The organism is Rhodococcus sp. IEGM 1372, from assembly GCF_030056835.1.
In the GTDB taxonomy this organism is placed as follows: Bacteria; Actinomycetota; Actinomycetes; order Mycobacteriales; family Mycobacteriaceae; genus Rhodococcoides.
Genome location: NZ_JASHKS010000013.1, coordinates 28,213 through 41,625, shown reverse-complemented (window position 1 = coordinate 41,625; position 13,413 = coordinate 28,213). Strand labels below are relative to the sequence as shown.

At 63.9% G+C, this 13,413-nt stretch carries 11 protein-coding genes; 7 read left to right on the top strand and 4 right to left on the bottom strand.

What is annotated here, in order from left to right:
- Positions 1-154 precede the first annotated feature (154 nt).
- Positions 155-940, top strand: a complete 786-nt coding sequence (locus QM590_RS13480) for a M23 family metallopeptidase (protein WP_243597146.1) — start codon at positions 155-157, stop codon at positions 938-940.
- A gap of 201 nt (positions 941-1,141) precedes the next feature.
- Here the strand turns inward: QM590_RS13480 and QM590_RS13475 are convergent, their stop codons facing one another.
- Positions 1,142-2,329, bottom strand: coding sequence for a M23 family metallopeptidase (locus tag QM590_RS13475; protein ID WP_243610574.1), 1,188 nt, complete (start codon positions 2,327-2,329; stop codon positions 1,142-1,144).
- Positions 2,330-2,826: 497 nt separating this feature from the next.
- Between QM590_RS13475 and QM590_RS13470 the strand changes: the two genes are divergently transcribed.
- From QM590_RS13470 to QM590_RS13455, 4 genes are all read left to right on the top strand, one after another.
- Complete coding sequence (locus QM590_RS13470; RefSeq protein WP_080733473.1) at positions 2,827-3,414, top strand: TlpA family protein disulfide reductase; 588 nt, start codon at positions 2,827-2,829, stop codon at positions 3,412-3,414.
- Positions 3,415-3,511: 97 nt separating this feature from the next.
- Positions 3,512-5,011 carry a multicopper oxidase family protein gene (locus QM590_RS13465; RefSeq protein WP_094662170.1) on the top strand — a complete coding sequence of 500 codons (1,500 nt, stop codon included), beginning with the start codon at positions 3,512-3,514 and terminating at the stop codon, positions 5,009-5,011.
- 121 nt (positions 5,012-5,132) lie between these two features.
- On the top strand, positions 5,133-5,489 hold the full coding sequence (locus QM590_RS13460) for a BlaI/MecI/CopY family transcriptional regulator (RefSeq protein ID WP_094610783.1): 357 nt from the start codon (positions 5,133-5,135) through the stop codon (positions 5,487-5,489).
- A complete protein-coding gene (locus QM590_RS13455; protein WP_094610784.1) occupies positions 5,486-6,448 on the top strand; it encodes a M56 family metallopeptidase in 963 nt (320 codons plus the stop codon). Before QM590_RS13460 ends, QM590_RS13455 begins: the two co-directional genes overlap by 4 nt.
- Before the next feature lie 668 nt (positions 6,449-7,116).
- Here QM590_RS13455 and QM590_RS13450 read toward each other — a convergent pair.
- Both QM590_RS13450 and QM590_RS13445 read right to left on the bottom strand, forming a co-directional pair.
- The gene (locus tag QM590_RS13450; protein WP_243597149.1) at positions 7,117-7,443 is read right to left on the bottom strand and encodes a rhodanese-like domain-containing protein; all 327 of its coding nucleotides are present in this window, start codon (positions 7,441-7,443) and stop codon (positions 7,117-7,119) included.
- A 167-nt stretch (positions 7,444-7,610) separates the two neighbouring features.
- Positions 7,611-8,906: a prolipoprotein diacylglyceryl transferase family protein gene (locus QM590_RS13445; RefSeq protein ID WP_243597150.1), complete on the bottom strand. Its 1,296-nt coding sequence runs from the start codon at positions 8,904-8,906 to the stop codon at positions 7,611-7,613.
- 296 nt (positions 8,907-9,202) lie between these two features.
- On the opposite strand from QM590_RS13445, the gene QM590_RS13440 reads away from it, so the two are divergent.
- Positions 9,203-9,454 (top strand): SHOCT domain-containing protein, encoded by a 252-nt coding sequence (locus QM590_RS13440; protein ID WP_032401334.1) that lies wholly within the window; start codon positions 9,203-9,205, stop codon positions 9,452-9,454.
- A gap of 956 nt (positions 9,455-10,410) precedes the next feature.
- Positions 10,411-12,606, top strand: a complete 2,196-nt coding sequence (locus QM590_RS13435; RefSeq protein WP_032401336.1) for a heavy metal translocating P-type ATPase — start codon at positions 10,411-10,413, stop codon at positions 12,604-12,606.
- Positions 12,607-12,712: 106 nt separating this feature from the next.
- Here the strand turns inward: QM590_RS13435 and QM590_RS13430 are convergent, their stop codons facing one another.
- On the bottom strand, positions 12,713-13,357 hold the full coding sequence (locus QM590_RS13430) for a DUF305 domain-containing protein (RefSeq protein ID WP_243610576.1): 645 nt from the start codon (positions 13,355-13,357) through the stop codon (positions 12,713-12,715).
- Positions 13,358-13,413: the final 56 nt, after the last annotated feature.

Genomic DNA, 13,413 nt, shown 5'->3' with positions numbered 1-13,413 from the left:
CCACTGCGGGGGACATCGAACTACTAACCATGATAGTAATTACCCCACTCGTCGTGTATCTTTTCGTTATCGCGTCGTGATCCGTTCGATACATCAGTGAGGTGCGCACGTCGATGATTACGCCTCGCTCCATTCGATTACCGAGGACTCTGCTGTGGCACAACACCGTATGACCCGCATGACCGACCGACGTCGACAGTTGATGGACTGTGACGTGCAGGGAGTGGCGGTGACGCCGAGAGGGCGGCATCGCGCTCGGGCGCGCGCCACCGAGCGCCGCGGCAGTGTCGCTGTCGGTATTGCGGTGGCAGCGGGCGCTCTGGTCACGGCGGGTGCCCAATATGCGAGTCCCGCACAGGCGCAGGCAGTCCCCGTGCACGAAGCGACACCGATGCAGGACCCGGTGGCCGAATACTTGCCTCAGATCCTCGCCATACCGGAGATCTCCAATATCAACGATGCGATCGAGCAGTTGGCGAAGGGGCAACGAAGGGCAGAGGAGAGCGCTGCGCGTGATGCAGCGGCGCTGCGACCACTCGTCGTTCGTCCGGTCGCCGGGACCCTGACCTCGGATTTCGGTCCACGATGGGGGACTACGCACACCGGGCTCGACATCGCCAACGCTATCGGAACTCCCGTCTACGCGGCAGCCGACGCTACCGTGCTCGACTCCGGTCCTGCAGACGGATTCGGCCTCTGGGTACGTCTTCAACATGACGATGGAACGACAACGGTCTACGGGCACATCGATCAAACCTTGGTGACAGTGGGGCAACGAGTACAAGCCGGTGAGCAGATCGCCACCGTCGGCAATCGTGGCCAATCGACCGGGCCTCACCTGCATTTCGAGGTCGTCGACGCGGCGGGGAGCAAGGTCGATCCTCAGGAGTGGCTCGCCTCTCGGGGTGTCGCGCTGTCCGACGCGGCTGTTCGGTCGTAGGCCCCCGTTTCACCTCTCGGGCTCGCAGTAGGTACGGCGAACTTACCGGAATGCGGGCGATCGTACTGCGCTCCCGCTGAACATGTCGAGGCACCGAGGGTTCAGGTCCGATGGTGAAAACGAGACCGCAGAGACGCATCCGAAGTCAGTGCAACAGTGCGGAATTCGTTCCCATCGGCGGGCCGTGCGGTCGAGGCTCGACTACGAGTCACGGTCCGAACCGGTGATGGTGGCTCCGCGTTCCGCGAGCCAAAGTCTGGGGTCGACCTTGTTGCCGGCGGGTGTGTCGACCTCGAAGTGCAGATGTGGACCGGTGGAGATACCCCGGTTTCCTACCGTCGCAATTTCTTCACCAGCAGTGACGCGTTGACCTACGGTCACGAGGTTGTCGTTGTTGTGCCCGTAGGTCGTTACGGTGCCGTCATCGTGGCGTATACGCACCCAGAGTCCGAAGCCCTGGGCCGGTCCCGCGCTGATCACCTCGCCGTCCGCAACGGCGACGATCGGTGTACCGGTGGAGTTGGCGATGTCGATTCCTTGATGGGCGCGGCCGTCGCCGAAGGTCGAGGTCAACGTTCCTGTTGTCGGCGCACGATACTTTCCGTTGCTCGACCCTGTTGTGCCGGTAGGGGATTGCGGGGCGGCCGACGGATGATCGCCCGCCTCGGGTGTCGTGGTTTCGGGTGTCGTTGTTTCAGATGTCGTGCCGGGTGCCGACGTTTCAGGCACAGTGGCGTCGGGTTCGAGCGCGGGCAGTTCGGGCGTCGACGGGTCGGCGGCCGACTCGGGGTCCTGAGTGTCCTGAGTGTCCTGAGTGTCCTGGGTGCCTTGGGCGGTCGGTTGTTCGGTCGAGGGCTCGGCGTTCGACCTGCCGGGTGGGACCGCCGCATGTCCGCGCGACGAGGTGTGCGGGGTGGCCGGATCGTGGGGAGTCTCGGCGGCCGCGAGTGTGGATGCAAGTGTGGCGACGTCCATCGACGACACCAGTCGGGGGAGAACTGTGGGGTCGATGTCGTCGATCGGCGCGAGACAGGGGATCAGTCGCGAAAGGGCTCCCGTTGGTCCGTCAGCTGTATCGGTGGCTCCGATCGTGCCCACGAGGCAGGAGACGATGCGGCTCTGTGGGCCGGCCAGGTCGTCGAGAGCGCCGTTGGCGCGAATCTCGCGTAGTGCGCCGACGACGAGATCGAGGACCTCCTGTTGGACGTGCGGGTCCGATTGGGCCTGCGCGGGGAAGGCAGGCGGCGGCGCAGCCGGATCGGCGTCCGGGGCTGCAGACGCCGTGGGTGCCAGCGCGAGGATGCCTCCCACGAACGCGGTACCGACGAGGATGCGAGTACCCCACCGAGTTCGGTGCGCCATGTACGAGGACGAGGGCAGAGGTCTCATGTCGGTGGTCCTCCTGGACGGCAACTGCATACCTGGCAGTAATTCAGGTCGCCTTCGAGTCAAGGCGACACGCCGCATCACTATTACACCCTTTCCGCACAAGCACCATCAGTCACAGTGAATTACATCGGTAACATTCGCACCCTGCGACCCATTTCGATCGTCGGGTTGTTTCTCGGGAGCCGAAGTTCATGTACGTAATATCTTCTGCGCCAGAAGGACTCGGCGTCGCTGGACGGCCTTCATCGTGCGCCTCGATGGGGACGGTCGTCTTCGGCGAACGGCCGGAGAGCTGTGTGCTGGCACTGTGAGGCCCGAGGGCGAAGGGGACCGCGAAAGCGTTGACGGCGTGCAGGATCCACGTTGCTACTATCGAAGATAGTAGATCGTGTAGTATGACGCTGACAGACCGGAAGACATCGTCGAGGTGAACGAGACAGAGGTGCAGGGTGCAGCGGGTGACGACACGCTGGTCCCTACTTGCGATCATCGTCATCGTGACAGTTGTTGGAGCGCTGGCATTGTGGTCTCGAGATCCCTCGACCCAGTCGGTGGGGTCCGCAGGATCGGCACCTCACGTCGAGGACGAGGATCTCCCGTCGGCAGTGATCGCTACCCGTGCTGCCCTCGAGCCGTGCCCGACCTCGTCGCCGGTTCCGTCCCCCGTAACTGGCGAGCTCGTCGGTACGTCCGCACGATGCTTGGGAACGTCGGACTTATCCGATCTGGGGACCTCCCTGGCTGGGCAACCCACATTGCTCAATGTCTGGGCGTCGTGGTGCGGTCCGTGTAGACAGGAGATTCCGGTTCTGGCCCAGTACGCCGCAGAACCGGATGCGGTTCGGGTCGTCGGTCTCAACGTCCAAGACGATGCCGATGCGGCATTGAGCCTGCTCACCGAGCTGGGAGTGCACTATCCCTCGTTCGATCAGGCCGACGCGGCGTTGCAGACACTTGACGCGCCCCCTGTCCTGCCCCTGAGTTTCTTGGTCCAGAGCGATGGAACGATCGAGCGCATCACCTCGACGCCGGTGTTCTACGACCCGAGTCAGGTGCGGGAGGCGGTAACAGCGCTTGTGCGCTGATCTCAGCACGAGCACGAGCACGAGCACCAGCACCAGCAACGCGGCGAGGATCGAACGCCCGCCGGCGGACGGACTTCTACAGAATTGGGAGATGTGTATGACCGGGCAGCGGGCAGGTGCGTTCTCGCTCACGCGCCGCAACTTTCTCGCGCTGAGCGCGGCCGGAACGAGTGCCGTCGTGTTGGGGGCATGCGGCAATGGCTCGTCCGCAACAGCAGTCGTCGGACCGGACTCCGATGTGGTGGGACAGGCCGAGGACGCGCGCCGCTCGGCTACCGGCAGACAAGTCGATATTTCCTTGAGTGCTCAGCCCAGCACGATCGACCTCGGCGGAGTGCAGGTACAGACCTGGACTTTCGGCGACAGACTCCCCGGTGCCGAGATTCGCCTGAGCCGAGGTGATGTGTTGCGCGCACAGCTCGACAACCGCCTCGAGCAGGAGACGACGATCCATTGGCACGGAATCGCCTTGCGCAACGACATGGACGGAGTGCCGGGCCTGACTCAGCCGGCTGTGGCTTCCGGTGACTCGTTCGGCTACGACTTCACCGTGCCCGACGCGGGCACGTACTTCTTTCACCCTCACGTCGGTACCCAACTCGACAGAGGACTGTATGCACCGCTGATCGTCGAGGACCCCGCCGACGGCTCGGACTACGACCTCGAAGCCGTCCTGGTCCTCGACGACTGGCTCGACGGGGTAGCCGGCGACCCCGATCGAGAACTCGAACGGCTGCGCAGCGAGGGCATGTCGATGGGCGGCATGTCGATGAGCGCGCCCACCGCCCAGTCGCCTCTCGGTGGCGACACCGGCGACGTGAGCTACCCGTACTACCTGATCAACGGCAAGATCGGGGCCGATCCCATCGTGCTCGGCGGACGGCCGGGCCAGCGGCTGCGCCTGCGCATCATCAACGCAGCTGCCGACACGGCCTTCCGTTTCGCAGTGGGGGGGCATCCTCTCACTGTTACTCACAGCGACGGATTTCCGGTTCAGCCCGAGCAGGCGCAATGCTTGTTGATAGGGATGGGAGAGCGTTACGACGCAATCATCACCTTGCAGGACGGGGCGTTTCCGATTGTCGCCGCCGCGGAAGGTAAGGACGGGAGCGGGTTCGCTGTGTTGCGTACCGGGCCAGGCGCCGCGCCGCAGTCCTCAGTCCGGCCTGCCGAACTCTCTGCAGCCCCGGTGATGGCTGATCGACTGAGGTCGCTCGATACGGTCCGCTTGTCCGCACGCGAGCCGGATCGCACGTACGACATCGCTCTCGGGATGGAGATGGGCGGGTACACCTGGACGCTCAACGGTGAGACGTACGAGCAGCACACCCCCCTCGACGTTCGCGAAGGCGAAAGAGTACGACTTCGCTTCGTCAACGCCACCACGATGTTTCATCCCATGCATCTGCACGGACACACCTTCGAGGTTGTCAACGGTGCCGGATCAGGCCCCCGGAAGGACACCTCGCTGGTCTTGCCGAACCAAACTGTCGAAGTCGACTTCGACACCGACAATCCCGGCCAGTGGCTTCTGCACTGCCACAACCTCTATCACGGGGAAGCGGGAATGATGACATCGGTGTCCTACCTGGCGTGAGCCTACGGCCGCATTCGTGTTCGAGGCATGCAAACCTCTCGGACCAGGGTGCTCGCTACCGAAGGATCACGTAGCTGGCTCGTTCGACGGGATAGAGTGAACACGCGCCTAGGAGGCACTCATGCAGGGTTTGGGAGAGCTCGAAGCTCTGGTGATGGACGTGGTGTGGAATACCAGCGCCGCAGTCCGGGTTCGTGATGTCATCGATCAACTCGAGGACGGTCGAGAACCGGCGTACACCACGATTCAGACGGTGCTCGACAATTTGCACCGTAAAGGCTGGGTACACCGACAACGCAACGGACGGGCATATTGGTACGAAGCCACCCGAAGCAGGGAAGAAGCCGCCTCCGACGCCTTGCGAATACTTCTCGAATCGACCGGCGACCCGACGAGCGTGCTGCTGCACTTCGCCCGCGGCGCTTCCGATGACGAATCGAAGGTGCTCACCCGCGGTCTGAAAGAGCGTAAGAGGTGACTGCCGTACTCCTGTGGGCCCTCGGTGGGCTGTTGGTTGCGGCTGCCGCGCCATTGCTGATGAGGTCGATGATCGACAGAGGTATCGATGCGCACGTCACGCTCTTGACGTGGTCGGCGCTCGTTGTGGGCACCTTGGTCAGCATTGCGGTACCGGTCGTGCTCAGTGCGATCCCCAGTCATGGGGGCGTGACGACCCTGGTCGACATCGCACACCAATGCTGGCTCGCCCTTCAGGGCGACATACCTGCCCGCGTCGAGGCCATCGTCGGGGTTGTCGGGATTGCGATGTTGGGCTGCGGCGCAGTCCGCTGGATCATTCACCTGAGGCGCGCAGTGTGTGAGCGACGGCGAGTGTACGAGCGGCACATCGATCTGCTGCGCATCATCGCTGGAGGCGTCGGGTTTTCCGGTTCGAATCAACCCGCGTCGACCTTGTGGCTTCCGTTGGACAGTCCTCTCGCGTACAGCGTCGCGGGACGACCGGCGATGGTCGTGGCCAGCGAGGGGCTACGTACGCAGTTGACGCCTGCTGAAGTCGAGGCGGTCCTCGCACACGAACGTGCACACATCGATGGCCGGCATCATCTGCTCGTAGGCATTGCCGAGTCGGTGGCCTATGCGTTTCCGTGGCTACCGATCATGCGAGCGTCACCTTCGCTCGTGCGCGCTCTGGTCGAACTCGACGCGGACGCCCGCGCAGCCCGCTCGCACGGACGAGACCCCGTGCGGCGCGCTCTGACTTCGCTGCGCCCGCACCCTGTTCCTCTGCCCGCCCTCGGTATGGTTTCCGATGCCACCGTTGTGCGGCTCGATCGTCTCGCCGTGGACCGAGTGATCCCGCATGCTCCCCTCCGGTGGGCGCGGGCGTTCGTAGCGTGCACCGCCGTTGCCCTGCCTGCGTTACCAGTAGTGGCCCTGCTGGGGGCCATGACGTTGGCATCCTGCGCGGTGGGATGAAATGCCCCGCGCGGCACTACAGATCACGGGAGCGAGTCCGCAATACTCGCCCCTCGGCTTTCGGGTGCGGGAAGCGATCATCATGAGACCGACGAGCGCGAGGACCATCGCCATCGGATAGCCGACCGCGAGATCCTGCCATCCGGCGCTCGGAAGTGACCCGAAGCTGCCCGAGATGAATTACGACGTGGGTCGCACCGATCACGACACCCGCCATCAGGACCACCCAACCCCGACCTTGACGGCGGCGCTCACGCTTGTACTCCTCGGTGTAGAGCGCCCGCGTCCTCCGGCGGCCGCCGTCTCGTTTTTGGCCTGTCATCGCGCGCCTGCACGTCCACACGCTATTGCTCGTGAGCGAGTTGGCCGACGGAGCCGAAGCACCGCCGAGAAGGCATTCCGCAAGCGGCGGCATCCCTGCGCTGGTAGCGCTGAGCGGGACAGCATGCGCGAGAGGTTCTGATTCGGCGGTACGGGGAGGGGGCCCGTTCGACTCCGTTGCGCCCGGTGGCAAACCGATATCGACTACTTCCCGGCAGTAGCGGGACCATCGGCGAATTGTCCGGTCCCGACCTGGTAAACCCTGACCAAGACGATCTCGGCATTCGATTTCATCGGACACGTTCTGGTGATCAACCTCCGGGGTCGGCACTGCGGAAGGTGATTGATCATTCTTCGATGGTTCGTCCGGTGTGTCGCCACGCGAGCATGCCGCCTTGTAGTTCGACGACATCGGTGTAGCCGAGAGCGGCCAGGTCTTTCGCCGCGGTGGCGCTCATTGTCCCGGTACGGCAGTAGATCGCCAGCGGTGTGGTCCGGTCGGGCGGCAACGTCGCGGCCTGTTGTCGGATCTGGTCGAAGGGAAGGCTCGAGTCGGTTCCAGGGAGCTGGCCCTCGTTGGGGGTATGGACGTTGATCGTGACTCGGCCGGGATCGGCGATTGCGGCGGCGAAGTCAGCGGGATCGAGCAGTTCTGCCCGTGTAGCAACGGGCATTGACGCGGTGGGCTCAGTGGCCTCGCCGCCGGTACATCCAGCGAGTGCAAGGACGAGGACAGTCAGTATCGATGCCGGACTACGGAGCGTCGATCGGGACACCGAATGCGGTGCCATCGCATCGAGGTGATCACCGAAAGGCACACGCATAAAAATACGTTCGGTGATCACGAGAGCACCTGCGACGCTGCGAGGACGCCGATGAGGACCGCGCAGCAGATGAGCGAGACAGTGAGTCGGCCTCGACGAGTGTGCGCGTCCACTCGAAACAGAAACAGGCCTTGCCGGACCAATGTGTATGCGGCAATACTCCCCAGGAAGACCAGCCCTCCGACGGGAAGGTCGACCTGAAGTACCGCGGCGAGCGCAACTCCCGCGATCAACAGGGCTGCAGCGGCCTCGTAGAGCTGAACCGGAATCCTCCTCGTCGCCAGGGTGCGATCGGACGAAAACAGGCCCCACCGAGATCGAGTCGGACGCCCCGAACAGCAGCCCGCCAAGAAGCATCCCGGACGACCGATCGCCATGCCGAGAAACAATCCCGGGGTGGTTGCATCCAGGACTGCGCCGACGTCCATACCCCCGAGTGCTCCGCCGATGACCAAGGTGCCGAGCGAAACGAGGAGGAAGCCTTGTATGCACGCTCCTGCGCGGATGAAAGTAGATATCGGTCGACGGTGCAAGATCAAGTACCAAACCTTGGCACCGATATATCCCAAAACGCAACTCAGAGCTGAAATTGCAACAGCAGCAGCAACATTGGCATCCATGCGTGAGAGCAGGAATCCCTGAACAATCAATGCAACCACCGCTCCCGCGGCTACCAACGCCGGCCAACTCCACACCCGCACAGCGGGACCGTATGTCAGTAGCGCAGTGCGCGCGGTGAGCACAGAGTTCTGCTGCCGTTCGCTACTGTCTGCGCCCCCGTCGATGCGTCGCGCACTCACCTCCCACTCCCCGCTGGCAATGCCCTGAATACGGGTGGTCGCGGCGAACCGGCCTCCAGCGGCAGGACGTGATTTCACGACCAGAGTCCGATCGAAACCGACCTTCTCGGTCGATGCATGGCCCTCGACTTCCACCCGCGATCCAGTGAAGCGAATCGCCACGTCGTGGCTGGGCTCGGCATCGGCCCCGCCGACACCCCAGTACGTCACCGCAAGCCCCAGCGGCTCGACCTGGGAAATCTCATCGGTACAACTGGTGGCTGGTGAGCGCTTGGGTGCGTAACTCTGCGGTGCGGGCGCAACAGCTTCAGGCGTGCGGGCACGTGGGCGCTCCGGCGGCGCTGCAGTATCGATCGTCGGTTCTGCGGCCTGGGCCGACGCTCGCGGTGGGGTAGTGGAGGCCGGCGCGAAAGCCCGGGCGACAGTGGGATGGAGTGCACCGCTGCCGGGCGAGTGGCCCCTGCTTCGAAGATAATCGGCGGCGGCGACGCTGACCGCAGAATGTGGGGCCACCGCTGAGAGGGGATGCCTTGGCTGGGGCTCAGTACGTATGGCACCGGGGTGGGGAGCCGGTGGGCCGCCCCCGGATCGTGTCGCCGTGGTTCGTCGTTTGTGCGCTTTCGATCGCGACTTGCTGGATTTCTTTCCCACAGGTTGCCTCCATCATCGCCTGTCCGGGCGACGGCGTCTCGACAGCAGTCAACTACTATGCTCGATAGTAGCTGAACTACTAAGCGTTATAGTAGGAGCTGCGGGATGACCACACTCCGCAGGTCAGCAGGTGGCTGGTGCGAGAGTGAGGAGCAGCAATGATGAATATGGGCACCATGAGTGGCGGATGGACGATGATGGCAGGAATGGCCGCGTTCTGGCTGGTCGTGATCGCTCTGTTGATCTGGGGTGCGGTTCGGCTGATGTCCGCTCGCCCGCAATCGGGGGAGGACGCGCAGGAAATCCTCGATCGTAGATTCGCGGCCGGGGAGATAGATCGAGATTTCTATCGCGCAGCGGTCGCAGAATTGGCGACCGCTGCGCTGCGCAAGCGTGCCGACACTCGGTAAAGAGCAACTGCGGTGTGACGGGCAGGCATTTTCACCGCATGTGACCGAGTTTGCGGACTGGATATGTCGGTGCGCGCCGGCTGGCCGGTAGGGCAGGGCTCGCCCGGGGCCGGTGAGCGGCAACTGTCGGCGCGTTCGAAGGCGCACCGAAACGATCAGATCGAAAGTGGAACCGAACGTGAGTGATACACCCATCTACGACTTACTCAACGCTACATCGGCGTCGCCGCAGCCCCATGGTGAACGAGACAGTATCGCTCCACCGTCCGATCTGCGGCGTCAGCGATCGACCGAACGAGCAGTTCCGCGATCTTCGAGAGTCGACACGCGGGCTCGCCATGCGCGCCGTGACATGGCGTAATTCGCCCTGCCCTGCCTCCAGTCGGTGAGAAGACTCGTAACGGAAATCGCAGCGAACGCCGATGATCCACGCGCGTGTGCAGGTACGCCCGTCGCTGTAAGGCTCAGCTGTGCCGCGGATGCATGCGCCCCTTGACCGAATCGGTATCGACATCCATGCCCGTCCGTGAGCATGACAGCGACCGCGGGTGCACCTGGTGGCCAGCCGACTGGCGCTCACGCGTTGACAACACCCTGACGGTTCTTCCCAATGAGATCAGGAAGGGGTATGGTTCGACTTGATCGACATATACCCCTATGGGGTATATGTTGTCCGAGATGTCGAAAGCTACGCATGATCATCACGCACTGTCAGTTACGCCGGTATCGATGTACGGCCACTGTGAGTCGTCGGTCCGCAACGACGTCAACGCCGTGATCGGAATGGACACTGTCGCGTTATCGGCGGCGGCAGGGACATTCACGGTCACCAGTGCAGCCGCGCTCGTCCAGGCGCAGATCATTGTCGCCCTCGACGCCGAATACACAGCCGAACCAGAACCCACGAGTTCATGGGATGAATGGATATCGAACTCGATGGATGAGAGGACTGCACGATGAACGATCACACACACTCCGACGTCGACTCCGCGCGGACGGATCCGCCGAACAGACTGCAGCACAGCGGGCATGAAGAAGGACCCGAAATGCACACGGACGGGGCAGAGAAGGCGACTCCGCAGTCGGACCACGACACCGGCGGGCACAACGCAGAGCACGGCGGGCACACCGGTCACGGTGATCACGTCGGTATGTTTCGTCGCCTGTTCTGGGTCATGCTGGTCCTTGCCGTTCCGGTGATCGTTGCCTCGAACATGTTCGCGATGCTCCTCGGCTACTCATTGCCCGACGCAGCGTGGATTGCCTGGGTCTCTCCGGTGTTCGGAACGGTGATGTACGCCTGGGGCGGGTCTCCGTTCCTCTCCGGAGCAGTCAGCGAAATCCGTTCCCGTGCACCGGGAATGATGCTGCTCATCGCCCTCGCGATCACCGTCGCATTCATTGCGTCGATGGGAGCGAGCCTCGGCCTGCTCGATCATCAGCTCGACTTCTGGTGGGAACTGGCCCTGCTGATCGTGATCATGCTGCTCGGGCACTGGATCGAGATGAGATCACTCGCCCAGACCACCTCCGCTCTGGACTCGTTGGCGGCGTTGCTCCCGGATGTCGCCGAACGCGTCGAGGGCGACGATGTGGTGCCGGTGCCCCCGTCCGAGCTGCAGCTCGGTGATGTCGTTGTCGTCCGCCCCGGCGGCCGCGTACCGGCGGACGGCACCATCGTCTCCGGATCGGCGAGCATGGACGAATCGATGATCACCGGGGAATCACGCACCGTCCGCCGCAGCGACGGCGATCAAGTCGTCGCCGGCACTGTCGCCACCGACTCAGGTCTGCGCGTCCAGGTCACTGCAGTAGGGGAGGACACCGCCCTCGCCGGCATCGGCCGCTTGGTCGCCGACGCCCAGAACTCGACCTCGCGCGCTCAGCGCATCGCGGACACCGCCGCTGGCTGGCTGTTCTGGTTCGCTCTCGGTGCCGCGATCATCACCGCTGCGGTGTGGACTCTGGTCGGGATGCCCGACGACGCCGTCATCCGCACCATCACCGTGTTGGTCATCGCCTGCCCGCACGCACTCGGACTCGCGATCCCGCTGGTGGTCTCCATCGCCACCGAACGTGCCGCCCGCGGCGGGGTTCTGGTCAAGGACCGGCTCGCACTCGAAACCATGCGCACGGTGGACACCGTGCTGTTCGACAAGACCGGGACCCTCACCAAGGGTGAACCCACCGTCACCGCAGTCGAGGTGACCGGCGGGCGCACCGCCGACAACGTTCTCGCGCTGGCCGCTGCCGCAGAAGCAGATTCCGAACATCCACTCGCCCGTGCCATCGTCGAGGCCGCACGCGCGCGGAACCTGACGGTCCCGGCTGCAGCCGGCTTTCAGTCGTCCCCCGCCGTCGGGGTCGCAGCCGACGTCGACGGCGTCCGGATCCAGGTCGGCGGGCCGGCACTGCTCGAGCAGGAACACGGATCCGAACTCGCTGTCGCCGACCGGTGGCGCGGGGACGGGGCGATCATCCTGCACGTCCTCGCCGACGGGGCCGTGATCGGTGCCCTCGCGCTCGCCGATGAGATCCGGTCCGAGTCACGCACTGCGGTAGACGCGCTGCACGCGCGAGGAATCGCGGTCGTGATGATCACCGGTGATGCCGACGCCGTCGCGAAGTCCGTCGCCACCGAGCTCGGTGTGGACCGCTACTTCGCCGGGGTGAAACCGGAAGACAAGTCGCACAACGTCGCTGAACTCCAGAGCGAAGGCCGTACGGTGGCGATGGTCGGCGACGGAGTCAACGACGCCCCGGCTCTGGCGCAGGCCGATGTCGGTATCGCGATCGGGGCCGGCACCGACGTCGCAATCGCATCGGCCGGAGTGATCCTCGCCAGCGACGACCCGAGGTCGGTGTTGTCGGTGATCGAACTCTCGCGCGCCTCGTACCGAAAGATGAAGCAAAACCTCTGGTGGGCAGCGGGATACAACCTCATCTCGGTTCCGCTCGCGGCAGGAGTGCTCGCGCCGGTCGGGTTCGTGCTGCCGATGTCGATCGGCGCGATCCTGATGTCGCTGTCGACGATCATCGTCGCTGCGAACGCACAATTACTGCGTCGACTCGACCTCACACCCGACACCATCACCGGAGCGGTGAACGAGGGGAGTTCCAACCCTCCGTCGCAGCGCACACCGTCACTGTGAGAGCTGATCTCGTACCGGGAACGCAGCCCTGACAATTGTGGAACGTTGATGGCCGCACCTTCTCCGCCGGAGAGGATGCGGCCATCGTTGTCTATAGCGGGCCGGGTCAGCCGAGCAGCCGCTGCATGGTGTCGATTTCCTGCTGCTGGGTGGCGACGATGGTGCGGGCCATCTCCAGGGCGTCAGGATTGGAACCGTCTGCGATTTCGGTGTTGGCCATCTCGATGGCGCCGGTGTGGTGGGCGATCATCATCGTCAACCACTGGCGGTCGAATTCCGGTCCCGACGCTGCCATCAACGCGTCCATGTCCTGAGCGGTCATCATGCCGCTGCCGGAGTTGTGGTCCATCCCGCCCATGTCACCCATGTCACCCATGTCACCCCTGTCCATGTCGGGCATGGGCTGGCCCCACTCGGTGAGCCAGGTGGTCATCTGGTCCATCTCGGGCTGTTGCGCGGCGGCGATCGCCGATGCCAGCGACAGCACCTCCGGGTTGTCGGTGCGGCCGTTCGCCATGTCGGCCATCTCGACTGCTTGGGCGTGATGCGGGTACATCATCTGCGCGAACATCACGTCGGCATCGTTGAACTCTGCGGACGCGCTTGCTTGGGCCGAGGACATCGGTGCCGAGGACATCGATCCCATCGCATGGCCGTCCATCGACGAATCGGCCGCGTTGTCGCTACAGCCGACGACGAGGAACGCGCTCGCGGCGGCAGCAGCGATCGAGGCAATGACTTTGGTACGCATGAGGAAACTCCTTGCAAGAGTGGGTAGTGCAGAGAATTGGATGTCGTTCGATCCGC